The organism is Nonomuraea sp. NPDC003754 (assembly GCF_053605785.1).
In genome coordinates, this window is sequence record NZ_JBSGJX010000027.1 from 63,388 (window position 1) to 88,205 (window position 24,818).

Below are 24,818 nucleotides of genomic sequence, written 5' to 3' on the forward strand. Positions count from 1 at the left end.
CACCACGAGATCATTCGCCACGAGAAAGGGGACAGGCCATGCCCAGGGGGCCCGTCGACTCCTCCAGGATCCCGCGCTTCGCCGGGTTCGCCACCTTCGCCCGCCTCCCCCGCCTCGACGAGGTCGAGCACGCGGACGTCGCGGTCGTGGGCGTGCCGTTCGACAGCGGCGTCTCCTACCGGCCGGGCGCCCGCTTCGGTCCCGCCGCCGTCAGGGAGGCCTCGCGGCTGCTGCGGCCGTACCACCCTGGCCTCGACGTCTCGCCCTTCGAGCGGGTGCAGGTCGCCGACGCGGGCGACATCGCCTGCAACCCCTTCAACATCGGCGAGGCGGTCGAGGCGATCCAGGAGGCCGCCTCGGCCTTCGACAGCCGGCTGGTCACGATCGGCGGCGACCACACGATCGCGCTGCCGCTGCTGCGCGCCGCCGCCGCCAAGCACGGCCCGGTGGCGCTGCTGCACTTCGACGCGCACCTGGACACCTGGGACACCTACTTCGGCGCGGAGTACACCCACGGCACCCCGTTCCGCAGGGCGGTCGAGGAGGGGATCCTCGACACCGAGGCGCTCAGCCACGTCGGCATCCGCGGCCCCCTGTACGGCAAGCGCGACCTCGAGGAGGACCGCAGGCTCGGCTTCGGCATCGTCACCGCCGCCGACGTGCTGCGCCGCGGCCTCGACGAGGTCATCGACGCCCTCCGCCAGCGCATCGGCGACCGCCCGCTCTACGTCTCCGTCGACATCGACGTGCTCGACCCCGCGCACGCGCCCGGCACCGGCACCCCGGAGGCGGGCGGCCTGACCAGCCGCGAGCTGCTGGAGATCCTGCGCGGCCTGGCCGGCACGAACCTCGTCGGGGCCGACGTGGTCGAGGTCGCCCCCGCCTACGACCACGCCGAGATCACCTCCGTCGCCGCCTCCCACGTGGCCTACGACCTGATCAGCCTGCTGGCCATGAAGGAGAAGCCATGAGCCGCCGGGAAAGCATCACCGAGATCGAGACCCACGGGGTCGACCGCATCCCCGACGCCGACCGCACCGCCCGTCCCGTCGACCTGTTCAGGCTGGCCTTCGGCGGCGCCAACACCTTCGCCACCTGCGTGCTGGGCGCCTTCCCCATCCTGTTCGGCCTGTCGTTCTGGCAGGGGCTGGCGGCCACCGGGCTCGGCCTGGTGGTGGGCGCGCTGATCCTGGCCCCGCTGTCGCTGTTCGGCCCGATCAACGGCACCAACAACGCGGTCTCCTCCTCGGCGCACCTGGGCGTCCACGGCCGGGTCGTCGGCTCGTTCCTGTCGCTGCTGACGGCGATCGCCTTCTTCTCCATCTCGGTGTGGTCCTCGGGCGACGCGCTGGTCGGCGGCGCGCACCGGCTGGTGGGCCTGCCGGAGAGCGGACCGGCCTACGCCGTCGCCTACGCGCTGTTCGCGAGCCTGGTGCTGATCGTCTGCGTGTACGGCTTCCGCTTCATGCTCTTCGTCAACAAGATCGCCGTGGTGGCCGCGTCGCTGCTGTTCGTGCTGGGCGCCTTCGCGTTCGCCGGCGACTTCGACCCCTCCTACGCGGGCACGATCGCCCCTGGCGACCCGCTGTTCTGGCCCTCGTTCATCGGCGCGGCGCTGATCGTGCTGTCCAACCCCGTCTCGTTCGGCGCCTTCCTCGGCGACTGGTCGCGCTACATCCCCGCCGGGACGCCCCGCTCGCGGGTGATGGCCGCCGCCTTCCTGTCGCAGATCGCCACCATCCTGCCGTTCTTCTTCGGCCTCGCCACCGCCTCGGTCATCGCGGTCAAGGCCGCGCAGTACGTCGACCCGGCCGCGCCCAACTACGTCGGCGGCCTGCTGGCCATCTCGCCCGCGTGGTACTTCGTGCCGGTCTGCCTCATCGCGCTGATCGGCGGCATGTCCACGGGCACCACCGCCCTGTACGGCACCGGCCTCGACTTCTCCAGCGTCTTCCCGCGCTTCTCCCGCGTGCAGGCCACGGTCTTCATCGGCACGCTGTCGATCGGCTTCATCTTCGTCGGCCGTTTCGCCGCCAACCTCACCCAGAGCATCTCGACCTTCGCCACGCTGATCATCACCTGCACGGCGCCGTGGATGGTCATCATGATGCTCGGCTACGTCACCCGCCGCGGCTGGTACGACGCCGAGGCGCTGCAGGTCTTCAACCGTCGCCAGCGCGGCGGCCGCTACTGGTTCACCCACGGCTGGAACTGGCGCGGCATGACCGCGTGGCTCGTCTCCGCGGCGCTGGCCATCCTGTTCGTCAACCTGCCGGGACAGTTCGTCGGCCCGCTCGGCGACCTGGCCGGGGGCGTGGACGTCTCGCTGCCGCTCGGCCTGGCGGCGGCCGCCGTGCTGTATCTGGCCCTGCTGTTCGCCTTCCCCGAGCCGCGCGAGGTGTACGGCCCCGCGGGGCCGCGCCTGGTCGGCTCCAGCGGCACGCCCGTCCCGCCGATCGTCGCCGCCGACGCCCGCGTGCTCGAGCCGGAGGCGCCGCTGATCGGCTAGCGTGTCGGGCATGCCGTTCGAGATCCGGCCGATCGGTCCGGCCGACCGCGAGGTCGTCCTGCGGGTTCTCACCGACAGCTGGGGCGGCCCGATCGTGGTCGGCCACGGCGAGGCCATGGACGCCGGCTCACTGCCCGGCCTGCTGGCCCACCTCGACGGCGCCCTGGCGGGGCTGGTCACCTACGCGGTGCGCGGCCGGGAGTGGGAGGTCGTCACGCTCGACGCCGTCATTCCCGGCAGGGGCGCGGCGACCGCCCTCCTCGACGCCCTCAGGCAGGCGGCGCGCGCGGCCGGTGCGACCAGGTTGTGGCTGGTCACCACCAACGACAACACCCACGCGCTGCGCTTCTACCAGCGTCGCGGCTTCGACCTGGTCGCCCTGCACCGGAACGCGGTCGAGCGGGCCCGCGCGCTGAAGCCGTCCATCCCTGCCGTGTCGGACGGCATCCCGATCGCGCACGAACTGGAGCTGGCGCTCACACCCTGACGAGCACCGATCGGCACCCCGGGCGCGAGACGCCCCCGCCGGTGATCGGGCCCCGCGCGAGTGCCCCATCGACGCCTCCCTGTGCTTCTCGGCCGTGCTCCGGGCCCCTGTCGCCACGCGAGCCCCACGCCCGCCCATGATCACCGGGCGCCTCCCCATGAGCACCCCCGCCGCCGGGGGAGACAGCGCCGGACCGGGAGCGCCCCGCCGGAACGGGATCGGCGTGCGTCTCTCCTGTTCCGGAACGACCCAACGGCACCGCCTGCCCACCCCAAGGGCCTGTCCAAAACCGAGAGGTTGCCGGAATGTTGCCAGGTCTTTACGTCGTGATGTTGTCATGACATATTGGCCCAGGCTTTTCGGACACTCTCGGAGGGTTGCGTGAAAAGATCCATTGGCGCTGTCGCGGTGCTCACCGTGACCGGGATGGCGCTCACCGCGTGCGGCCAGTCGTCCTCCGGCTCTGACGCCATCGAGCTGACGATCACCCAGAACTCCATCGCGGGCGGCAAGAACGCCGTGACCGCCGAACACATCGCCAACTGGGTCATCCCCAAGTTCGAGGCGGCGCAGAAGGCGAAGGGCAAGAACGTCAAGGTCACGTTCGTGCCCAGCGGTGTCGACGACGAGCAGTACAAGACCAAGCTGGCCCTCGACCTGAAGTCCAGGAAGGGCGCCGATGTCATCGACATCGACGGCATCTGGGCGGGGGAGTTCGCCGAGGCCGGGTACATCAAGCCGCTGTCGGAGGTCGTCGGCCCCGAGGCCGACGCCTGGGACGGCTGGTCGCAGATCCCCGAGGCGGTGCAGGGCCTGACGACCTACAACGCCAAGAAGTACGCGCTGCCGATCGGCACCGACGGCCGCGTCCTCTACTTCAACAAGACGCTCTTCCAGAAGGCGGGCCTGCCGGAGGACTGGCAGCCCAAGAGCTGGCAGGAGGTGCTCGACGCGGGCGCCAAGCTGAAGTCGGCGGGCGTCCCCACCCCCCTCCAGATCAACGCGGGCACCGCCATGGGCGAGGCGACCTCCATGCAGGGCGTCTTACCACTGCTGGCGGGAGCGGGCGGCGAGATCTACAAGGACGGCAAGTGGTCGGGCGCCTCCCAGCCGCTCAAGGACGCCCTCGGCCTCTACCAGAAGATCTACGGCGGTAGCGGACTGGGCGATCCCAAGCTGCAGCAGGAGGCCAAGGGCAGGGACAAGTCGTTCGCCGAGTTCGCCGCCGGCAAGATCGGCATCCTGATGGAGGGCGACTACTTCTGGCGCGGCGTGGTCAACCCCAAGGACGGCGTCGCCAAGATGGCCGACCGTGACCAGGTGGTCGGCTACGCGATGATCCCGGCGCTGGAGCCGGGCAAGGGCATCCGCGGCCAGGACTTCGTCAGCATGTCGGGCGGCGCGCTGCGGACCGTCAACCCCAACAGCGCCCATCCGAAGGAGGCTTTCGAGCTGGCCGCCTTCACCCTGTCGCCCGAGGCGCTGAAGGAGGAGACCAAGGCGAACGTGCGCATCACGCCGCGTTCGGACGTCAACAAGGAGATCCTCACCAGCGACCCCCTGCTGATGTTCATCTCGGAGAAGGTGCTCCCGCTGACGGCCTACCGGCCGCCCATGGCCGTCTACCCGCAGGTGTCGGCGGCGCTGCAGGAGGCCACCGCGCAGGTGGTCGGCGGCAAGGCGCCCGACCAGGCCGCCGCGGACTACCAGTCGAAGCTCGAAGGACTCGTCGGTGGCGCGGGCAACGTCTCTTCCTGAGAAGGCCCGGTACAGCGCGGACGCGGCGGGTCTGGGCACGCCCAGGGCCGTCGCGTTCGTCGCCCCCGCGATGGCGCTCATCGCGGTGTTCCTGGTGTTTCCCGCGCTGTGGGTCATCTACCTGGGGCTGACGAACTACCGCCTGACCGGCCTGGCGGCCGCGGAGCCGCGGTTCGTCGGCCTCGACAACTTCGTCAAGGCCGTCTCCGACGGCGGGTTCTGGAACTCCACCTGGCTGACGGTGCAGTTCGTGCTCGGTTCGGCGGTCATCGGCCAGGTCGTGCTCGGCTTCACCATCGCCTGGCTGCTGCGCGACCGGCGCGGCCCGCTCAAGCGCGTGGTCGAGGGCCTGGTCATCCTCGCCTGGATCCTGCCGGGCGCGGTCGTGTCGTTCCTGTGGATCGCGCTGCTCGACCGCGACAGCGGCTCCCTCAACGCGCTGCTCGGCATCCCAGGCTTCGCCTGGCTGCTCGACCACCCGATGCTGTCCATCGTCGTCTTCAACACCTGGCGCGGCACCGCCTTCTCGATGATGCTGTACGGCGCGGCGCTCGGCAACGTGCCGCCCTCGCACCTGGAGAGCGCCAGGCTGGCCGGCGCCTCTGGCTGGCAGCAGCTGCGCGACGTGGTCTTCCCGCACATCAGGGGCCACATCCTGACCAACCTGCTGCTCATCAGCCTCTGGACGTTCAACGACTTCACCCCCTTCCTGCTGACCGCCGGAGGGCCCGACCACAGGTCGGAGGTGCTGGCCGTCCACGTCTACAACGTGGCGCTGAAGGGCGGCGAGCTCGGGTTCGGCGCCGCCGTCTCCACGATCATCCTGCTGATCAACCTGGTCGTGGCGGTGTTCTACCTGCGGCTGCTCAGGAGGAGGTCATGACCCGCTTCGTCCTCGGCCGGATCGGCTTCTACACGCTGATCGCCGTGCTCCTGGCCTTCTTCACCGTGCCGCTGCTGTGGCTGGCCGCCGCGCCGTTCACCTCGAACCCGACCTACGAGGTCTCGCTGCCCGACTTCACGGTGGCCAACTTCGCGGCGATCCTGGAGCACCCGTACGCGCTCGGCTCCCTCTACAACTCGCTGCTGCTGGCGGTGGGCACCGCCGTCCTGGTCGTGCTGCTGGCCGCGCTGGCGGCCTACGCGCTCAGCCGCGTGCGCCTGCCGGGACGCGACGCGCTGCTCTACGCGCTGCTGCTGCTGTCCTCGATCATCACGGGGACGGCCGCGATGGTGCCGCTGTTCCAGCTGGCCGTCGAGCTCGACCTCATCGACTCGCAGCTCGGCCTCATCCTCATCCTCACCGGCGGCCTGCTGCCGGCGGCCGTCTTCATGCTCAAGGACTTCATGGACTCCACCCCGAAGTCCTACGAGGAGTCGGCGCGGGTCTTCGGCGCCTCGCCGCTGCAGATCGTCGGCCACGTGGTCGTCCCCCTGGTACGGCCGGGCCTGGCCACGATCGCCGTCTGGTCCATCGCCAACGTGTGGGGCAACTTCCTGATGCCCTACCTGCTGCTCAGCGACATCGAGAAGCAGCCGGGCGCGGTGATCATGTTCACCCTCTACACCGAGGGCGGTCAGGCCAACCTGCCGCTGCTGTCCACCTTCGGCCTGCTCTACTCGGTGCCGGTGGTGCTCATGTACCTGTTCGTCAGCAAGAAGTACGGCTTCCGCTTCCACGGAGGGATCAAGCGCTGATGGCCGCGATCGAACTCAGAGGCCTGACCAAGGTCTACCCAGGCGGCGTGAAGGCGCTCGACTCGCTCGACCTGGTGATTCCCGACGGCGAGTTCTTCGCCCTGCTCGGCCCGTCGGGCTGCGGCAAGACGACGCTCCTGCGGACGATCGCGGGCCTGGAGACCGCCACGGACGGCTCGGTCGTCATCGGCGAGCGCGACGTCACCGGGGTCCAGCCGGGCGGGCGCGACGTGGCGATGGTCTTCCAGGACTACGCGCTCTTCCCCCACATGGACGTCACCGACAACATCGCCTACCCGCTGCGCATCAAGAAGGTCGCCAAGGCGACCCGGGCCGGCCGGGCCCGCGAGGTCGGCGAGCGGCTCGGCCTGGCCCACCTCATGGACCGCCGCCCCGGGCAGCTGTCCGGCGGCCAGCAGCAGCGCGTCGCCCTCGCCCGCGTCATGGCCACCCAGGCGCAGGCGTTCCTGTTCGACGAGCCGCTGTCCAACCTGGACGCCAGGCTCCGCCTCGAGGCCCGCACGTTCCTGAAGAAGCTGCAGCGCGAGCTCGGCGTCACCACCGTCTTCGTCACCCACGACCAGGCGGAGGCGCTGGCCATGGCCGACCGGATGGCGGTCATGGAGAACGGGCACATCAGGCAGATCGGCACCCCGGCCGAGGTGTTCCAGCGTCCGGCCAACACCTTCGTCGCCGCTTTCATCGGCTCGACCCCGATGAACCTGCTGGAGGGCGTCGTCAGGGGAGAGCGGCTGGAGGTCGCGGGGTGCAAGCTGCCGGTGCCCGCCTCGGCGGAGGGCCGGCTGTCCGACGGCGAGCAGATCGTCTACGGCGTGCGGCCGGAGTACATGACCTACGCGGCCGAGCCCGTCGAAGGCGCCTTCGGGGGAAAGGTGGCGATCGTGGAGAACCTGGGCGCCGTCCACCTGGTGACGCTCGAGGTCGGCGGCGTGCTCGTGCAGGTCGTCGTGCCGGAAGGCAGCGAGCCGGCGCCCGGTGCGGAAGGATTCGCGGTGCCCAGGGGCGACCGGGCGCTGATCTATCGCGATGGGAACGTGGTATGACGCTGATCCACGGCCGCTGGAGCCTGGACGACCGGCTGGAGCGGATGCTGAGGGAGGTGCCCTTCGAGCTGCCCGCGGGGGCCGAGGGGGTGACCGTCGGGTTGCGCTACGACCGGTCCAAGGGGGTGCTCGATCTGGGCGCCGCCGGGCCGTACGGCTTCCGCGGCTGGTCGGGCGGCGCGCGCGACGAGTACACGATCACCCGTGACTGGGCCACGCCCGGCTACCTGCCGGGCGAGCTCGAGCCCGGCGCGTGGCAGGTGTGGCTGCGGCTGCACCGGGTGCCGCCGGAGGGGCTGGAGTACACGCTGGAGGTGACGGTCCACTGGCGGGCGCCCCAGCGGCCGGTGGAGGAGGAGCCGCCGCCCGCGGTCCGGCCGCCGCGCCGCGACATCCCCGACGTGGATGGCCTGCGGTGGTACGCCGGCGACTTCCACGCCCACACCGTGCACAGCGACGGCGCGCTGACGGTCGCGGAGCTGGCCGCGCTGGCCACCGGCAGAGGGCTCGACTTCCTGGCGGTCACCGACCACAACACCGTCAGCCATCACCCTCACCTGGCCAAGGTCCGGGAGATCGCGCTGATTCCCGGGCAGGAGGTGACCACCGACCGGGGCCACGCCAACGTGTTCGGCGACGTGGGCTGGGTCGACTTCCGCCGGCCGCCCGGCACCTGGGGCGAGCGCGGGCTGCTGTCGATCAACCATCCGCTCGGCGGCGACTGCGCGTGGCTGCACCCGCTGCCGCGGCGGCCGCGCGTGGTCGAGGTCTGGCACTCCGGCTGGTGGGACCGGCGCTGGGGCGCGCCGCTGGCGTGGGCGCAGGCCTGGCGCGACGACGTCATCGTCATCGGCGGCAGCGACTTCCACCGCCACGGCGCCGACGGGCTGCCCGGCGCGCCCACCACGTGGGTGCTGGCCGAGGAGCCCGGCGCGGTCCTCGACGGCGTGCGGGCGGGCCGTACCGCGGTCTCGGCGGGGCCCGACGGGCCGCTGCTGCTCAGGCTCGGCGACGAGCTGCTGGCCCTCGACGCCGACGGGCTGGTCCTGGTGCGCCGTTCGGGGGAGCGGCAGGTCATCCGCGGTGACCGCGTCGTGCTGCCCGCGGGCGACGGACCGTTCAGGTTGGAAACCCACGAGAACGAGGTGATGGCGCTGTGCGCGTGACCCAGGAGATCGTCGTCGTCCCGCACACGCACTGGGACAGGGAGTGGTACGAGCCGTTCCAGCGCTTCAGGTTGCGCCTGGTCGCGCTCATGGACGAGGTGCTCGACACCATGGAACGCGAGCCCGACTACCACTTCACCCTCGACGGGCAGCTGGCCTGCGTGGACGACTACCTCGAGGTGCGCCCGGAGAACCGCGACCGGATCGCCGCGCTGGTCGAGGCGGGACGGCTGGCGATCGGGCCGTGGCAGATCCTGCTGGACGAGTTCCTGTGCTCGGGCGAGACCATCGTCCGCAACCTCGAACTGGGCATGGACCGGGCCGACAAGCTCGGCGGCGCCATGCCGGTCGGCTACCTGCCCGACATGTTCGGCCACACCGCCCAGATGCCGCAGATCCTCGCCCTCGCCGGGCTGGCGCAGGCGTGCGTCTACCGGGGGGTGCCCGCCTCGGTGGTCACCGACGCCTTCGCGTGGGTCGCGCCCGACGGCACCGCGGTCCGCGCCCAGTACCTGCCCGCCGGAGGCTACGGCAACGGGGCCCACCTGTTCGAGGCGCCGGGACAGGTGCTCGCGCGGGCCGAGACGTTCGTCACCACCATGCGGCGATGGCAGGGCGAGGACAAGCCGTTGCTGGCGATGTACGGCACCGACCACTCGGCCCCCGTGCGCGGGCTGCCGGAGATGGTGGCCTCGCTCGGCGCCCGCATGGACACGCTGTCGGGCTACATCGGCGCGCAGGGGACCGAGGGGCTGCCCCGCGTCCACGGCGAGCTGCGCTCGCACGCCCGCGCCAACATCCTGCCCGGCGTCATCTCGGTGCGCGCCCACGTCAAGCAGGCGATGGGCAGGGCCGAGCGGATGGTCGAGCGCTACGCCGAGCCGCTGGCCGCGCTCTGGGGCGAGTCGTGGCCCGAGCGCTTCCTCGACATGGCGTGGTGGCGGCTGATCGACGCCAGCGGCCACGACTCGGTCACCGGGTGCGGCGTCGACGAGACCGCCCAGCAGGTCGCGGCCCGCATCGCCGAGGCCGAGCACCTCGGCCAGGCCGTCCGCGACATGGTGACCTCCCGCCTGGCCGCCGCCGTGCCCTCGGGCGCGGTCCTGGTGGTCAACCCCTCGCCGTTCCCGCGCACCGGGGTGGTGCTGATGGACGTGGCGGGCCTCGACCCGCTGGTGGACGCCGCGGGCAGGGCGGTGCCCGCCCAGACCCTGGAGTACGCCCCGACGCTGCTGCTCGACGAGGAGATGGACCCGCGCCTGGCGTTCACCTTCATCCACGGCACCGAGCTGTACGGCCAGCACATCACCGGCTGGTCGATCGCCGACGGGGTGCTGGTCTTCAGGGTCGCGCGCGAGCCGGCGGCGGCCTTCGACGTGGCGGAGGTGGCCGCGGCGCTGGCGGAGGCGGAGGGCGCCGTCACCCGCGTCCGCATCGTCGCCGAGGCCCGCAGGACCGTCGCCGCGCTGGTGGACACGCCCGCCCTCGGCCACACGAGCGTCCGCCCCGGCCGCCCGTCCGGGTCGCGGAGCCCCGCCCCCGGCGCCGGACCGCGCGGGGTGCGGGCCGAGGGTCAGGTGCTGGACAACGGCCTGCTGCGCGTGGAGGTCGCCGCCGACGGCACGCTCACCCTCACCGGCCGCGACGGCGTGACGATCGCCGGCGCCGCGCGGATCGTCGAAAGCGGGGACGTGGGCGACACCTACAACCACGCCCCGCCAGCCGCCGACCTGCTGGTCCTGGCGCCGGAGTCGGTGGAGGTGAGCCTGGTCTGCTCGGGCCCGCTGGTCGCCGCCCTCGACGTCCACCGCGGCTACGCCTGGCCGAGGGGCACCGACGTCACCGAGGCCGACGGGCCCGCCGACCCGCTCCCCGCCGCCGCCCGCACGGCGGCCGTCGAGCACGTCACCGTCGCCACCCGGGTCGAGCTGCGGGCGGGCGAGCCGTTCGTCCGGCTGCACGTGGAGTTCGACAACCGCTGCGCCGACCACCGGGTCCGCCTGCACGTGCCGCTGGCCGAGCCGGCCGCCGCCTCCTTCGCCGAGGGGCAGTTCGCCGTCGTCGAACGCGCTCCGACGGCCGAGGGAGGCTGCGGCGAGACCCCGCTGCCGACCTTCCCCGCCTCCTCGTGGGTGGCCGCCGGCGGGGTGGCCGCCCTCCTCGAGCACGTCACCGAGTACGAGCTGGTGGACGACGAGCTGGCTCTGACGCTGCTGCGCTCGGTCGGGTACCTGTCCCGCAACCGCAACGCCCTGCGGCCGGAGCCCGCCGGTCCGCAGCTGCCGACCCCGGCCGCCCAGTCGAGGGGGCCGCGCTCGGTCAGGCTGGCGCTCATGCCGTACACGGGGACGTGGGCGGCGGTGCCGGGGGCGGCGGAGGTGTTCCGGCACGACGTGCTGGCCGTGCCCGGCACCGGTGCCGCGGACCTGTCCCTGCCCGCCCCGGGCACGGGCCTCACCGTGAAGGGCGAGGGCGTCGTCATGACCTCGCTGCGCCGCCGCGACGAGTGGAAGGAACTGCGGCTGGTCGCCCTGTCGGGCGCGGACACGGTGGCGACGATCGAGGGCGACTTCACCGAGGCCCGCCGCGCCGACCTGCGCGGCCGGCCGGGCGAGCCGGTCGACGCCGCCCGCCTGCCGCTGCGCGCCTGGGAGATCGCCACCATCCAGGTGCGGTGAGCCCGGCGGTCGCCCGGCCGGCCCGTCACTCCGGACGGACCGGCCGGGCGGCCGTGGTCCGGGCGCTGGAGGCTCTTCTCGTCCGGGTCGATCCCGAGCGGGACCGGGGCGGCCTGTCCCGCACGACCACGCCCGAAGGGCTCACGCTGTACCTGTGCGCGGACCACAGCCGGGCCTACCGGCGTCCTTCGCGGTCGTCCCTGGAGGGGTCGGCCCTGTCGTGATCACGCGGAAACAGACTCGGCGCGTTGACGCTGCTTGCCGGAAAAAGGGGAAAAGATTTACCGAGTGCCCCACGAGTAGGTCTGCTTGCGCAGTTTGAGGTACACGAACGACTCCGTGGCGCGGACTGCCGGGATCGCGCGGATTTTGCCGAGGATCTCCAACAGGTGACGGTCGCCCTCGCACACCACCTCGACGATCACGTCGAAGGAGCCCGCGGTCAGCACCACGTAGTCGATCTCCTCGATCGAGGCGAGCTCGTCGGCGACGCTGTCGAGGTCGCCCTCGCAGTTGATGCCGATCATCGCCTGGCGGGGGAAGCCGAGCGTCAGCGGGTCGGTGACGGCGACGATCTGCATGACCCCGTCGGTCTGCAGGCGCTGCACCCGCTGGCGTACCGCGGCTTCCGACAGCCCGACCGCCTTGCCGATCGCCGCGTACGGCTTGCGCCCGTCCTCCTGCAGCTCTTCGATGATGCGCTTGGACAGGTCGTCGAGCACGACCTGGGCGGGCCTGCCGTCGCCGTCTCTGCGCGCCTTGGGCGGGGTCGTCATGTGGCAATCCCTCCTGTGCCGCACAGCTTCGTGGGGTCCTGGTGCGACATGTTGTCAGTTCTGGGCGCACTGTCAAGCGAATTCGTAGCAATTTGATATCTTCGCGACGAAATCCCTTGTCCTGATGCTGACGCTCTGTCAGAGTCGCGACAACTCAGCCACCTCACCAGGAGGTCAACGTTGACCACCCGTCTGCAGAACTTCATCAACGGTGAGTTCGTGGATGCCAAGAGCGGCCGATTCTCGGACGTCATCGACCCGTGCACCGGAGAAACCTACGCACAGGCGCCCGTCTCCGGGCAGGAGGACGTCGACGCTGCCTACGCCGCCGCGGCCGCCGCGTTCGAATCGTGGGGGCGGACGACGCCGGGCGAGCGCGCCGGGCTGCTGCTGAAGGTCGCCGACGCGATCGAGGCGCGGGCCGACGAGATCAACGAGGCCGAGTGCCTCAACACCGGCAAGCCCCGAGCTCGCATGGCCGAGGACGAGACTCCGGTCGCCGCCGACCACTTCCGCTTCTTCGCGGGAGCGGCGCGCACGCTGGAGGGCCCCACGGCCGGTGAGTTCCTCGCCGACCACACCAGTGTCATCCGGCACGAGCCGATCGGTGTCGTCGGCCAGGTCACGCCCTGGAACTACCCGATGATGATGGCGGTCTGGAAGATCGCCCCCGCGCTCGCCGCGGGCAACACGATCGTGCTCAAGCCGTCGGACACCACGCCCGCCTCGACGCTCAAGCTCGCCGAGATCATCGGCAGCGTGCTGCCTCCCGGCGTCTTCAACGTCGTCACCGGCGACCGCGAGACCGGCGCCCTGGTCGTCGGCCACCCGACGGCCGCGATGGTCGCCATCACCGGCTCGGTCGGCGCGGGCATGGCCGTCGCCAAGAGCGCGGCCGAGGACCTCAAGCGCGTGCACCTCGAGCTGGGCGGCAAGGCGCCCGTCGTGGTGTTCGAGGACGTCAAGGACCTCAAGGCGGCCGCCGAGTCGATCGCCACCGCCGGTTTCTACAACGCGGGCCAGGACTGCACCGCGGCCTGCCGCGTGCTGGTCCACGAGAGCGTGCACGACGAGTTCGTCGCCGCCCTCACCGAGGCCGCGGCCGGGACCGTCACCGGCGACCTGTCCGACGAGGAGGCGCTGTACGGCCCGCTCAACAACGAGAACCAGCTGACCAAGGTCTCCGGGTTCTTCGAGCGGCTGCCCGCGCACGCCAAGGTCCTGACCGGCGGCCACCGGGTCGGCGACAAGGGCTACTTCTTCGCGCCGACCGTCGTCGACGGCCTCCAGCAGGACGACGAGATGGTCCAGAACGAGGTCTTCGGACCCGTGATCACCGTCCAGACCTTCACCGACGAGGCCGACGCCCTGGCCAAGGCCAACGGCGTGCAGTACGGCCTGTCGGGCTCGGTGTGGACCTCCGACCACGGCCGCGCCATGCGGATGTCCAACAGGCTCGACTTCGGCGTGGTGTGGGTCAACACCCACATCCCGTTCGTCTCCGAAATGCCGCACGGCGGCTTCAAGCACTCGGGTTACGGCAAGGACCTGTCGGTCTTCGGCCTGCACGACTACACCCGGGTCAAGCACGTCATGCACTACATCGGCGAATAGCTCCGACACAGAGTGGGATAAATCCTGGTATGACCAGCGCTATCGACCTTGAGGACGTGATCAAGGAGTACCTCTCGCATGGCGAGGTCGTCCAGGCGGTGAAGGGCGTCTCGCTCTCCATCGCCGAGGGGGAGTTCTTCTCCCTCCTCGGCCCCTCCGGGTGCGGCAAGACGACCACCATGCGGATGATCGCCGGCTTCGAGGAGCCTACGCGCGGCACGGTCAAGCTCCACGGCCAGAACGTCACCGACGTTCCGCCCAACAAGCGCGACGTCAACATGGTGTTCCAGTCCTACGCCCTGTTCCCGCACATGAACGTGTGGGACAACGTGGCCTTCGGACTCAAGCAGAAGAAGACCCCCGACGCGGAGATCAAGCGCCGCGTCGGGGAGATCCTGGACATCGTCGACCTGACCGGTCGCGAGAAGCGCAGGCCACGCGAGATGTCCGGCGGCCAGCAGCAGCGCGTCGCGCTGGCCAGGGCTCTGGTGAACAACCCCAGGGCCCTGCTGCTGGACGAGCCGCTGGGCGCGCTCGACCTGAAGCTGCGCCAGGCCATGCAGATCGAGCTGAAGCGCATCCAGCGTGAGGTCGGCATCACGTTCGTCTACGTGACGCACGACCAGAGCGAGGCCCTCACGATGAGCGACCGCATCGCCGTCATGAACGACGGTCTGGTCGAGCAGCTCGCCGGGCCCCGCGAGATCTACGAGCAGCCCGCCACCGCATTCGTCGCGGGCTTCATCGGCACATCCAACCTGCTGACCGGCGCCCTCACGGGGGGCGTGCTGAAGGTCGCGGGAGGGCGCGTGCTGGTCCCAGGGGGGCAGGACGGGGAGGTCACGGTGACCGTCCGCCCTGAGAAGATCACGATCGACGTCGACGAGCCCAACGGCGGCCTCAGCGCCGTCCCCGGCACCGTCTCCGAGGTCGTCTACCTGGGCACCTACAACAGCTATGCGGTACGGCTGGCCGACGGCGCCGAGGTGACCGTCTTCCAGCAGAACGCGCACGACGCCTCGACCACGGCCGAACGTGGCGATGCCGTCTGGCTCTCATGGCAGCCGCAGCACTCATACGCGATTGGAAGTTGATATCCGTCTCATGGACGTCCGCACGAACCCCGCCTTCCTACGCGGCATGACCACGAGTCGCCGCGACGCACTCAAGCTCGCCGGGATGACGGCCGCCGCCATGGCCCTCGCCGCCTGTGGCGTCGAGGGCAAGAAGTCAGCCGCCGCACCGACGCAGAACGCCGCCGCCGACTTCTGGGCCGGCAAGAAGCAGAACGGCGTGCTCCGCTTCGCCAACTGGCCGCTCTACATCGACAAGGACGGCAAGAACTACCCGTCCCTGCAGATGTTCGAGAAGGACAAGGGCATCAAGGTCACCTACACCGAGGCCATCCAGGACAACGGCACGTGGTTCGGCAAGATCCAGCCGCAGCTCGCCGCCAACACCGACATCGGTTTCGACCTGATGGTCATGACCAACGGCAACCAGCTCGCCAAGGCGATGAACCTCGGCTACCTGGCTCCGCTGGACCACTCCAAGCTTCCCAACTTCGCCGCCAACGCGGCGCAGAAGGTGAAGAACCCGCTCTGGGACCCGAACAACACCTACACGATCCCGTGGACGGTCGGCGTCACGGGCATCGCCTACAACCCCGAGTACGTCGACGAGGTCACCAGCATGAACGACCTCTGGAACCCGAAGTACAAGGGCAAGGTCGGCATGATGCTCGACTCGCAGGAGATCGCCAACTTCGGGATGTTCGCGCTCGGCATCGACCCTGACAAGTCGAAGGAGGCCGACTGGCGCAAGGCCGCGGCCAAGCTCCAGGAGCAGCGCGACCAGGGCCTGGTGCGCAAGTACTACGAGAACGACTACATCGAGGCGCTCGTCCGCGGTGACATCTGGATCACGATGGCCTGGTCGGGCGACATCTTCCAGCAGGTCGCCGAGGGCAAGAACCTCAAGTTCGTGGTGCCGCAGGAGGGCGCCACGATCTGGACCGACAACATGTGCATCCCGAAGACCGCCCAGAACCCGGTCGACGCGCTCACGCTGATGGACTACGTCTACCAGCCCAAGATCGCCGCGATGCTCGTGGAGTACATCAACTACATCACGCCGGTGCCCGCGACCAAGGACATCGTGCTCGCCGACGCCGCCAAGGCCACGGGCGAGGACAAGCAGGCGCTCCAGCAGGTCGCGGAGAGCCCGCTGATCTACCCGTCGGAGGCGGATCTGGCCAAGATGCGCTCCTACCTGCTGCTGGACAGCAAGACCGAGCAGCTCTTCGAGAGCATCTTCCAGCCCATCACCCAGGGCTAGCACGATGAGGCGGCTCACCCCCTACCTGCTGATCCTGCCGGGCGGGCTGTGGCTGGCGATCTTCCTGGTGGTGCCGATGGTCTTCATGGCCTCGGTGTCCACCCAGGAGGGCAACGTGGTCGACGGGTTCGCCCAGACCTTCCACTTCGCCACCTACGTCGACAGCCTGGTGCAGTTCAAGACGCAGTTCCTGCGCTCGGTCGGCTACGGCCTGGCCGGGACGGCGATCGCCATCGCCATGGCCTATCCCGTCGCCTACTGGATCGCCTTCAAGGGCGGGTCCAGGAAGTCGACGTACCTGCTGCTGGTGCTGCTGCCGTTCTTCGTCTCGTTCGTGCTGCGGACGGTGTCGTGGAAGTTCCTGCTGGCCGACGAGGGCATCGTGCTGCAGCCGCTGAAGGCCCTGGGCTGGTTGCCCCAGGACTTCCACGTGCTGCAGACGTCGGCCGCGGTGATCGGCGGACTGGTCTACAACTACCTGCCCTTCATGATCCTGCCGATCTACGTGGCGCTGGAGCGGGTGGACCCCCGGGTCGTGGAAGCGGCCCAGGACCTCTACGCGACCAGGACCGCCGCGTTCCGCAAGATCGTGCTGCCGCTGTCGCTGCCAGGGGTGTTCGCGGGCGTGCTGATGACCTTCGTCCCGATGACGGCCGACTACGTGAACGCGGGCATCCTGGGCGGCCCGGCCAACACGATGATCGGCAACATCATCCAGACCCAGTACCTGGTCAACAACAACTACCCGACCGCCTCGGCGCTGTCGTTCACGCTGATGGCGGCCATGCTCGTGGGCATCTTCGCCTACGCCAAGGCGCTGGGCACCGAGAACGTGCTGGAGGCGGCGGCACGATGAGAACGCGCAAACTCGCCGACCGGCTGCTGTTCGGCTACGTGTGGGTCATCATCGCGTGGCTGTTCCTGCCGATCGCCGTCATGATCGCCTTCGGCTTCAACGACACGCAGAGCAAGTCGAACGTCTCCTGGCAGGGCTTCACGCTCAAGTGGTGGGGACGGCTCGACGAGTATCCCGACCTGACCGACGCGGTGTTCAACTCGCTCCAGCTCGCGGTGCTCTCGGTGCTGATCACCACGGTGCTCGGCACGATGATCGGGCTCGCGCTGGGCCGCTACCGGTTCAAGGGGCAGGGCCCGATGAACCTGGTGATGTTCGCCGCGATCTCCTCGCCCGAGCTGGTCATGGGCGCCGCGCTGCTGTCGCTGTTCGTCAGCACCGGCGTGGACATGGGCTTCACCACCGCGCTCATCGCCCACGTGCTGTTCTCGGTGTCGTTCGTGGCCATCACCGTGCGCGCCCGCGTGGTCGGGCTAGACCCGTCCATCGAGGAGGCCGCCAGGGACCTGGGCGCCTCGTCATGGACCACGTTCTGGCGGATCACCTTTCCGATGATCCTGCCCGGTGTGGTCGCCGGCGCGCTGCTGGCCTTCGCGCTGTCCATCGACGACTTCGTCATCACCCAGTTCACCAGCGGCGCCATGCAGACCTTCCCGCTGTGGATCTGGGGGGCCACCCGCATCGGTGTCCCGCCCCAGGTGAATATCCTGGGTACGCTCATCTTCGCGGTGGGCGTCGTGATCGCCGTCGTCAACTCGGTGACCGCGCGGCGCCGCGTCTAGGAAGTCCGTGAGCCCCCGCCGTGGCGGGGGTTTCGGCATAATGCGCCTCAGGCGGTGGGGGATCGGCCCCCGCCGTCCTGCGGGACCGCGCCCGCTTTCGCGGGTCGCGGGCGGACCTGCCCGTGCGCGCCGTACGGTGGCACGCGGGCGAGACCTTGGCAAGGAACAGGGAGGCGAGATCGGATTCAGGCGGGGGGAACCCGCGCGCGATCAACTGACTGATCGGGCAATCAATTCATGTGCTGTAGTAACACTCACGTAGGGATGTGAGATTTGTGGATCCGCTGAAGGCTCTTGCTGACGCGGAGCGCAAGCCGTACTGGCTGGACACCCCGGCCAGACCCGAGCCGCTGAAACGGCTCATCGGCACCACCAAGGCCGACCTCGTCGTGGTCGGCGGCGGCTTCTCGGGGCTGTGGACCGCCCTGATGGCCAAGGAGCGGGACCCGGGCCAGGACGTGGTCCTGCTGGAGGGCCGCAGGATCGGCTGGGCGGCCAGCGGCCGCAACGGCGGGTTCTGCATGGCGACGCTGACGCACGGACTGCCCAACGGCCTCGACCGGTGGCCGCAGGACATCGACCGCCTCGAGCGCATGGGCGTCGAGAACCTCGACGAGATCGAGCGCACGCTCGAGCGCTACGACATCGACTGCTCCTTCGAGCGCACCGGCGAGCTGCACGTCGCCACCGAACCGTGGCAGCTCGACGACCTGGCAGGACACCTCGACCTCATCGAGGAGCTCGGGCTCGACTACGTCCTGATGGACCAGCAGCAGATCAGGGCGGAGGTGAACTCCCCCACCTACCTGGGAGGGCTGTGGGAGCGCCAGGGCTGCGCCATGGTCGACCCCGCCCGGCTGGCCTGGGGCCTGCGCAAGGCCTGCCTGGAGGCGGGCGTGCGCATCTACGAGCGCACCCCCGTCAGGTCGCTCGCCGACGACGGCGTCACGATGGAGCTGCGCACGCCGTACGGCACCGCGAAGGCCGGCAGGGTCGCGCTCGGCACGGGCGTCTTCCCGCCCCTGCTGAAGCGGCTCAAGCACTTCCTCGTACCGGTCTACGACTACGCCCTCATGACCGAGCCCATGTCGGAGGCCCAGCTCGCCTCCGTCGGATGGCATAACCGGCAGGGCGTCGGCGACTCGGCCAACCAGTTCCACTACTACCGGCTCACCGACGACAACCGGATCCTGTGGGGCGGCTACGACGCCGTCTACTACAACGGCGGCCAGATCAAGCCCGAGTACGAGCAGCGCGACGAGACCTTCGTCAAGCTGGCAGGGCACTTCTACACGACCTTCCCGCAGCTGTCGGAGCTCCGCTTCACCCACCGGTGGGGCGGCGTGATCGACACCTGCAGCCGCTTCAGCGCCTTCTACGGCCAGGCGCACGGCGGCCGTCTCGCCTACGCGGTCGGCTACACCGGCATGGGCGTGGGCGCGACCAGGTTCGGCGCCAACGTGATGCTCGACCTGCTGTCGGGCGAGCGCACCGAGCGGACCGAGCTGGCGATGGTGCGGGAGAAGCCGGTCCCGTTCCCTCCCGAGCCCGTGCGGTCGGGGGTGATCCAGTTCACCCGGTGGTCGATCGCCCAGGCGGACCTGCACCAGGGGCGGCGCAACCTGTGGCTGCGGACGCTCGACAGGATGGGCCTCGGCTTCGACTCCTGACCCCGGACGCCCCTCTCTCGGCGATCGTGTGGACCCCGGCCGGCGCCCCGTGACGGCGCGCCGGTCCCGGGCTTCGGCGGGGGCCTGTCCGGAAGGCCCCGGCCGAGTCCGGCGGTGCGGCCCGCGAGGTCGCCCCGGCGGGCCAGACTGAACGCATGAGAGTCGAGTTCGAGGTCGACGGCATCACGCTCGTCGGCGACATGCGCATCCCGGAGGGCGAGGGGCCGCACCCCGCCCTCGTCCTCACCGGCCCCTTCACCGGGGTGCGCGACCAGGTCACCGGCCGGTACGCGGAGCGGCTGGCCACCCACGGCCACGTCACGCTGGCCTTCGACCACCGCAACTGGGGCGAGTCGGGCGGCCTGCCACGGCAGCACGAGGACTGGCAGGGCAAGCTGGCCGACCTCAGGGCCGCCGTGTCGCTGCTGCGGAGCAGGCCCGAGGTCGACCCCGAGCGGATCGGGGCGGTCGGGATCTGCCTCGGCGGCGGCTACGCCCTCAGGTTCGCCGCCTTCGACCCGAGGGTGAAGGCGTTCGCCGGCATCGCGGGCGCCTACAACAACCCCTACGGCAGGCACTTCGAATCGGTCCTTCCCGGCCTCACCCAGGTGCTCGAACGGCAGGACCGGGGCGGCGAGACCGAGTACCTGCCCGCCGTGGCCGAGGAGGGGGAGGCGGCCATGCCGGGCGACGAGCCGTACGCCTACTACGGCGCCACCGCCTCACCGACCTGGCGCAACCGGGTGACCGCGGCCAGCATCCGCGAGCTGGTCACCATGGACAACATGATGGGCGCCGACTTCCTGTCGCCCCGGCCCGGCCTGATCGTGCACGGTGTCATCGACAGGTTCTGCTCGCCCGAGGGCGCCGAGGAGGCCTACAAGCGGATGGGGCAGCCCAAGCGGATCGTCTGGCTGGACGCCAGGCGCCACATCGACCTCTACGACGGCGAGCCGTACGTCACCCAGGCCGTCGAGGCGACGGCGGAGTTCATGCGCGAGCACCTCTGATCCCGTGATCCGGCCCGACCGCCCGGACGAAGGCGCCCGCCTCGGCGATCGCGGCCACGCCCTCCCGCGCCAGGTCGGCGAAGACCTGGAAGGCGTGCACCTGGCCCTGCCAGATCTGCAGGCGGCACGGCACGCCCGCGCGGTCCAGGGCGGCGGCCATCAGCTCGGCGTCGGCGCGCAGCACCTCCCTCGATCCGGCCTGGATGAGGACGGGCGGCAGCACCGACAGGTCGGCGTGGGCCGGACCCCAGAGCGGGTCGGTCGGCACGATGCCCGGCCACAGCAGGTGGCTGAGCGCGGGCAGCCTGGAGACCGGCAGGTAGGGGTCCGTGCCGAGCCTGGCCGCGTGGTCGAGGTCGATGAACGGCGACAGCGCCACGATGCCGCCAGGACGGGGCAGCCCCTCGGCCACCGCGCGCAGCGGCGTGAGGAAGCTGAGGTACCCACCGGCCGAGTCGCCCGCGACCACGATGTCATCGGCGGCATAGCCCCTGGCCAGCAGCCACCGGTAGGCCGCCACGCAGTCCTCGACCGTCTCGGTGAACGGCACGCCGGGCGGCTTGCGGTAGGCGACCGACAGCACGGGTGCTCCCGCCGCCAGGGAGAGCCTGGCGACCAGCCGCCGGTGGGTGCGCAGCCCGCACAGCACGAAGCCGCCGCCGTGGAAGTAGAGGATCACGCGGCGGGAGCGGTGGTCGACGCCCTTCGCCCGCACCCACTCCGCCGCGCACCCCAGCCCGCGCACCCTCGCCGTCCTGGTGCCGCGCGGCGGCCTGAGCACCACGGCCATCAGGTCGATCACCGCGGCGAACCGCATCAGGGCGAACGGGGTCCAGGCCAGCAGCGGGTAGACGAACAGGCGTGCCAGGAAGGGCACCAGCCGTGAGCCCAGGCTGCCGCCGGGGCGCTCTTCGAGGACCATGTATCGATGATGTGACATAAAATGACGCTTTGTCGCGTTGTTCTTTGGCAGACCGCACGGCGGCCGCAGCGAGCGGTATCTACCCCGGTCGAAGCCCACCACGGCGGTGTGCCTCGCAGGGGGTTCTCCGTCATGACCTGGACGGAGACCTTGTGAAGTCCTACCTGACCGTGCTCGCCACCCCGGGAGCATGGCGGTTCCTCGTGCCCGCGCTCGTGGCTCGCCTGCCGTACGCGATGCTGCAGATCGGCATCCTGCTGCTGGTGCGGTGGTCCACCGGCTCGTACGGCGCGGCGGGCGCCGCCTCGGCCGCCGCCGCGATCGCGCAGGCCCTCGCCGGACCGCAGACGGGCCGCCTCGCCGACCGGTACGGCCAGCCGCGCGTGCTGCTCCCTCAGGTGGCCGCGCACGCCCTCGCCGTCGGCGCGCTCGTCGCGCTGGCCGCCACCGGCGCGGGCGCGCCGCTCCTGGTGGTCACCGCCGCGCTCGCCGGCGCCACCGTGCCGCAGATCGGCGCCATGGTGCGGGCCCGCTGGTCGCACCTGCTCGGCGGCTCCGGCCGGCTCGGCGCCGCCTTCGCCGTCGAGTCGATCACCGACGAGCTGACCTTCACGCTCGCGCCCGTGCTCCTGGTGCTGCTGTCCACCGGCTTCACACCCGCCGTGGCGCTGCTGGTCTCGCTCGCGCTCATCCTCGCCGGCACCGTCGTCTTCGCCGTCACCCGCGTCGGCGCCCCCGAGCCGATGCCGGTGAGGGTCCGCTCGGCCAGGGGCGTGCTGAGGCTGCGCGGCGTGGCCGTGCTCGCGCTCGGCTTCCTCGCCATGGGGTCGGTCTTCGGCAGCATGCAGGTCGGCATCACCTCCTTCACCGCCCAGCTGGGCGCGCCCGCCGTCGCCGGCCCCGTCTACGCCGCCTTCTCCGGGGCCAGCGTCGTCGGCGGCCTGCTGTACGGCGCGATCCGCTGGCGCGTCTCCGCCCCCGCCCGCCTGGTCTGGGGGCTCGGCCTGCTCGCCGTGGCGACCAGCGCCCTCCTGTTCGCCGGCACCGTGCCCCTGCTGTTCGCCGCGGCCGGCCTGGCGGGGCTGGTGATCGCGCCGGTCATCATCACCGGCTACACCATCGTCGAGCGGCTGACTCCCGCCGAGGTGCGGACGGAGGCGTTCACCTGGCTGACGGGTGCGATCGGGCTCGGCCTCGCCACCGGGGCCTCGCTCGCCGGACAGCTCGTCGACCGCTTCGGGCCGCCGGTGGCCTTCGTCGTGCCGCCCCTGATGGTGGGCGTCGTCGCCGTGCTCGTCCTGCTCCGCCTGCCCAGCCTGCGCCCCGTCCCCGGGCCCGCCACCCCGACGGCCACCACCGCCCACCCCCTGCGATAACACTCCGCACCCAAGTAGCTACGCGAATGTGTCGAACTCCTGCGGATGGGTGCGTTCTACAGTGACAATATGAGCGTGCTGACCGTTGAGATCGACCCCAAGACCGAGCGGATCCTCACACGGTTGACCTCTGGTGGGAGGTCAACGGCGGACGTGGTGAGGGAGGCGATTCGGCTGGCCGGTCACCTGCAGTGGTTGGAACAGGCCCGCGCCGACGCCGAGCGGCTGGCGGACGATCCTGAGGATCTCGCGGAGATCGAGGCCATCCGCCGCGAGTTCGGCGACGCGCATGCGTGGTGATGTCTACCGGGTGCGCGCTCCACGGGACGCCGTGGGCCACGAGCAGCGAGGTGAACGATTTGCTGTCGTCGTACAGTCCGATGCTTTTGCGCGGTTGTCCACCCTGCTCGTCGCCCCAACATCCACCAGCGCGGGCCGGGCGATCTTTCGGCCCGAGATCGAGCTGAACGGCAAGAGCACGCGGGTGCTGATCGACCAGATCAGATCCGTGGACATCGCCCGTCTCGGCGATTTTGCCGGGCGGCTCGATCCAGAGGAGGTCCAGGAGGTCGACAGGGCGCTCCACGGTTTCTTGGGGTTGCTCTGCTGGTGATCACGTGTGGGACGGGACGTCGTCCGGGATGACCTTGGGGATGCCCCGGAGCGTGCGGTAGGCGGCCACGGCCAGCACGACCAGCAGGGCGCTCGTGGCGAGCGTGGTGAGCTGCAGCGCCTCCACGAAGGCGAGCTTCGCCGCCGTGATGACCGAGGGCGGCACCTGTCCCGCCACGCTCAGCGCGCCGCCGAGGCTGTCGCCGACCTGGGGCGGCAGTCCCGCGGGCACCTCCAGGTTGGCCCGGTAGGTGGCGGCCAGGATGCTGCCGAGCACGGCGATGCCGAGCGAGCCGCCCAGCTCGAAGGCCGTCTCCGAGAGCGCCGCCGCCGCGCCCGCCCGCTCCTTCGGCACCGCGGCCAGGATCGTGTCGTTGGTGACGGCGAAGGTGAACCCGACGCCCAGGCCGCCGATCACCATGCCGATCAGCAGGTAGCCGAAGGTGGTGGTGGCGTCCGCCTGGCCGTAGACGGCGAAGGAGGCGGCCGAGCACAGCAGGCCGACGGCGACGACGGTGTTGCGGCCCCACCAGGTGACCAGCCTGGCGGCCAGCGCGCCGCCGACCGCGCCGCACAGGCCGCCGGGCAGGGAGGCGAGACCGGCCTGCAGCGGCGTCCAGCCCAGCACGAGCTGCATGTACTGCGCGAAGATCAGGTTGAGCGCGATCATTCCGAAGATCGCGAACAGGTTGGCGGCCACCGCGCCGGTGAACGCCCGGTGTCGGAACAGGCGCAGGTCCACCAGCGGTACGGCCAGCCGCCTCTGCCGCCGGCCGAACAGCGCGAGCCCGGCCACCGCCAGCGCGGCGGAGAGGGCGACGTTGGCCGCGAAACCGTCGATGACCCAGCTCTTGAGCGTGTACACGGCCGCCACCACGCCCACGATCGACAGCACGGCGCTGGCCGGATCGATCGCGGCGGCCCCGGGGTTGCGCGACTCGGGGAGCACCAGGAGGCCGCCGACCAGCACCAGCGCCATGACCGGCAGGTTGATCAGGAAGACCGACCCCCACCAGAACGAGGTCAGCAGCAGCCCGCCCACGATCGGCCCGAGCGCGAAGCCCGCCGCGCCCATGCCGCCCCAGATGCCCACCGCCATGGTCCGCTCGGCGGGGTCGGTGAACACGTTACGGATGATCGACAGCGTGGACGGCATGATGGTGGCCCCCGCCACGCCGAGCAGCGCCCTGGCCGCGATGAGCAGGTCGGCGTTGGGCGCGTAGGCGGTGACCGCGGAGGCGAGACCGAAGGCGACGGAGCCGATCAGCAGCAGCTTCTTGCGGCCGATCCGGTCGCCCAGGTTGCCCATGGTGATCAGCAGGCCGGCCAGCGCGAAGCCGTACATGTCGCCGATCCACAGCTGCTGGGCGGCGGTCGGCCTCATGTCGGTGATCAGCCCCGGCAGGGCCAGGTGCAGGACGGTGAGGTCGATGGCCAGGAGCAGCTGGGCCAGGCAGACGATGGCGAGGCTTCCCCATTTGGTGTTCATGGCGGCAGCGTCGC

The 24,818-nt window shown here is 70.7% G+C and carries 23 protein-coding genes; 20 read left to right on the forward strand and 3 right to left on the reverse strand.

What is annotated here, in order from left to right; translation table 11 throughout:
* Positions 1-38: 38 nt before the first annotated feature.
* The 10 genes from speB (at position 39) to ACWEVS_RS29415 (ending at position 11,584) form a co-directional block, all read left to right on the forward strand.
* Positions 39-971: an agmatinase gene (gene speB / locus ACWEVS_RS29370; protein ID WP_452554149.1), complete on the forward strand. Its 933-nt coding sequence runs from the start codon at positions 39-41 to the stop codon at positions 969-971.
* Positions 968-2,509, forward strand: a complete 1,542-nt coding sequence (locus ACWEVS_RS29375; protein ID WP_449929513.1) for a purine-cytosine permease family protein — start codon at positions 968-970, stop codon at positions 2,507-2,509. Before speB ends, ACWEVS_RS29375 begins: the two co-directional genes overlap by 4 nt.
* Positions 2,510-2,519: 10 nt before the next feature.
* Positions 2,520-2,996 carry a GNAT family N-acetyltransferase gene (locus ACWEVS_RS29380; protein ID WP_449929511.1) on the forward strand — a complete coding sequence of 159 codons (477 nt, stop codon included), beginning with the start codon at positions 2,520-2,522 and terminating at the stop codon, positions 2,994-2,996.
* Between the two features lie 381 nt (positions 2,997-3,377).
* Positions 3,378-4,754 (forward strand): extracellular solute-binding protein, encoded by a 1,377-nt coding sequence (locus ACWEVS_RS29385; RefSeq protein ID WP_452554150.1) that lies wholly within the window; start codon positions 3,378-3,380, stop codon positions 4,752-4,754.
* Positions 4,729-5,637 carry a carbohydrate ABC transporter permease gene (locus ACWEVS_RS29390; RefSeq protein ID WP_452419324.1) on the forward strand — a complete coding sequence of 303 codons (909 nt, stop codon included), beginning with the start codon at positions 4,729-4,731 and terminating at the stop codon, positions 5,635-5,637. The genes ACWEVS_RS29385 and ACWEVS_RS29390 overlap by 26 nt, the downstream gene beginning before the upstream one ends.
* The gene (locus ACWEVS_RS29395) at positions 5,634-6,452 is read left to right on the forward strand and encodes a carbohydrate ABC transporter permease (RefSeq protein WP_354920168.1); all 819 of its coding nucleotides are present in this window, start codon (positions 5,634-5,636) and stop codon (positions 6,450-6,452) included. Before ACWEVS_RS29390 ends, ACWEVS_RS29395 begins: the two co-directional genes overlap by 4 nt.
* Positions 6,452-7,516: an ABC transporter ATP-binding protein gene (locus ACWEVS_RS29400; protein ID WP_449929505.1), complete on the forward strand. Its 1,065-nt coding sequence runs from the start codon at positions 6,452-6,454 to the stop codon at positions 7,514-7,516. The genes ACWEVS_RS29395 and ACWEVS_RS29400 overlap by 1 nt, the downstream gene beginning before the upstream one ends.
* Positions 7,513-8,682 carry a CehA/McbA family metallohydrolase gene (locus ACWEVS_RS29405; protein ID WP_452554151.1) on the forward strand — a complete coding sequence of 390 codons (1,170 nt, stop codon included), beginning with the start codon at positions 7,513-7,515 and terminating at the stop codon, positions 8,680-8,682. The genes ACWEVS_RS29400 and ACWEVS_RS29405 overlap by 4 nt, the downstream gene beginning before the upstream one ends.
* On the forward strand, positions 8,673-11,360 hold the full coding sequence (locus tag ACWEVS_RS29410; RefSeq protein ID WP_452554152.1) for a glycoside hydrolase family 38 N-terminal domain-containing protein: 2,688 nt from the start codon (positions 8,673-8,675) through the stop codon (positions 11,358-11,360). Before ACWEVS_RS29405 ends, ACWEVS_RS29410 begins: the two co-directional genes overlap by 10 nt.
* Positions 11,357-11,584: a hypothetical protein gene (locus ACWEVS_RS29415; protein WP_452554153.1), complete on the forward strand. Its 228-nt coding sequence runs from the start codon at positions 11,357-11,359 to the stop codon at positions 11,582-11,584. The genes ACWEVS_RS29410 and ACWEVS_RS29415 overlap by 4 nt, the downstream gene beginning before the upstream one ends.
* A gap of 57 nt (positions 11,585-11,641) precedes the next feature.
* Here the strand turns inward: ACWEVS_RS29415 and ACWEVS_RS29420 are convergent, their stop codons facing one another.
* Complete coding sequence (locus ACWEVS_RS29420; protein ID WP_354920180.1) at positions 11,642-12,136, reverse strand: Lrp/AsnC family transcriptional regulator; 495 nt, start codon at positions 12,134-12,136, stop codon at positions 11,642-11,644.
* Positions 12,137-12,316: 180 nt separating this feature from the next.
* On the opposite strand from ACWEVS_RS29420, the gene ACWEVS_RS29425 reads away from it, so the two are divergent.
* The 7 genes from ACWEVS_RS29425 to ACWEVS_RS29455 all read left to right on the forward strand — a co-directional run bounded on the left by ACWEVS_RS29425 (position 12,317) and on the right by ACWEVS_RS29455 (position 20,405).
* Positions 12,317-13,750, forward strand: a complete 1,434-nt coding sequence (locus tag ACWEVS_RS29425; RefSeq protein WP_449929496.1) for a gamma-aminobutyraldehyde dehydrogenase — start codon at positions 12,317-12,319, stop codon at positions 13,748-13,750.
* A gap of 29 nt (positions 13,751-13,779) precedes the next feature.
* Positions 13,780-14,844, forward strand: coding sequence for an ABC transporter ATP-binding protein (locus ACWEVS_RS29430; protein ID WP_354920186.1), 1,065 nt, complete (start codon positions 13,780-13,782; stop codon positions 14,842-14,844).
* Positions 14,845-14,854: 10 nt separating this feature from the next.
* The gene (locus tag ACWEVS_RS29435; protein ID WP_449929494.1) at positions 14,855-16,087 is read left to right on the forward strand and encodes an ABC transporter substrate-binding protein; all 1,233 of its coding nucleotides are present in this window, start codon (positions 14,855-14,857) and stop codon (positions 16,085-16,087) included.
* 4 nt (positions 16,088-16,091) lie between these two features.
* Positions 16,092-16,943 carry an ABC transporter permease gene (locus ACWEVS_RS29440; RefSeq protein WP_354920192.1) on the forward strand — a complete coding sequence of 284 codons (852 nt, stop codon included), beginning with the start codon at positions 16,092-16,094 and terminating at the stop codon, positions 16,941-16,943.
* Entirely contained in the window at positions 16,940-17,725 is a 786-nt protein-coding gene (locus ACWEVS_RS29445; RefSeq protein ID WP_449929492.1) for an ABC transporter permease, read from the forward strand. The genes ACWEVS_RS29440 and ACWEVS_RS29445 overlap by 4 nt, the downstream gene beginning before the upstream one ends.
* A gap of 275 nt (positions 17,726-18,000) precedes the next feature.
* Positions 18,001-19,395, forward strand: coding sequence for an NAD(P)/FAD-dependent oxidoreductase (locus tag ACWEVS_RS29450; protein ID WP_452554179.1), 1,395 nt, complete (start codon positions 18,001-18,003; stop codon positions 19,393-19,395).
* Between the two features lie 155 nt (positions 19,396-19,550).
* The gene (locus ACWEVS_RS29455) at positions 19,551-20,405 is read left to right on the forward strand and encodes an alpha/beta hydrolase (RefSeq protein ID WP_452554154.1); all 855 of its coding nucleotides are present in this window, start codon (positions 19,551-19,553) and stop codon (positions 20,403-20,405) included.
* Here ACWEVS_RS29455 and ACWEVS_RS29460 read toward each other — a convergent pair.
* On the reverse strand, positions 20,386-21,327 hold the full coding sequence (locus ACWEVS_RS29460; protein ID WP_354920200.1) for an alpha/beta hydrolase: 942 nt from the start codon (positions 21,325-21,327) through the stop codon (positions 20,386-20,388). The two genes, ACWEVS_RS29455 and ACWEVS_RS29460, sit on opposite strands and share 20 nt — an antisense overlap.
* Before the next feature lie 152 nt (positions 21,328-21,479).
* Between ACWEVS_RS29460 and ACWEVS_RS29465 the strand changes: the two genes are divergently transcribed.
* From ACWEVS_RS29465 to ACWEVS_RS29475, 3 genes are all read left to right on the forward strand, one after another.
* Positions 21,480-22,703, forward strand: coding sequence for an MFS transporter (locus ACWEVS_RS29465; RefSeq protein ID WP_452554155.1), 1,224 nt, complete (start codon positions 21,480-21,482; stop codon positions 22,701-22,703).
* Between the two features lie 69 nt (positions 22,704-22,772).
* Positions 22,773-23,003: a hypothetical protein gene (locus ACWEVS_RS29470; protein ID WP_452554156.1), complete on the forward strand. Its 231-nt coding sequence runs from the start codon at positions 22,773-22,775 to the stop codon at positions 23,001-23,003.
* A complete protein-coding gene (locus tag ACWEVS_RS29475) occupies positions 22,993-23,316 on the forward strand; it encodes a type II toxin-antitoxin system PemK/MazF family toxin (protein ID WP_452554157.1) in 324 nt (107 codons plus the stop codon). Before ACWEVS_RS29470 ends, ACWEVS_RS29475 begins: the two co-directional genes overlap by 11 nt.
* Here the strand turns inward: ACWEVS_RS29475 and ACWEVS_RS29480 are convergent, their stop codons facing one another.
* Positions 23,317-24,804 carry an MFS transporter gene (locus ACWEVS_RS29480; protein WP_452554158.1) on the reverse strand — a complete coding sequence of 496 codons (1,488 nt, stop codon included), beginning with the start codon at positions 24,802-24,804 and terminating at the stop codon, positions 23,317-23,319. It abuts the gene before it with no gap.
* Positions 24,805-24,818 lie beyond the last annotated feature (14 nt).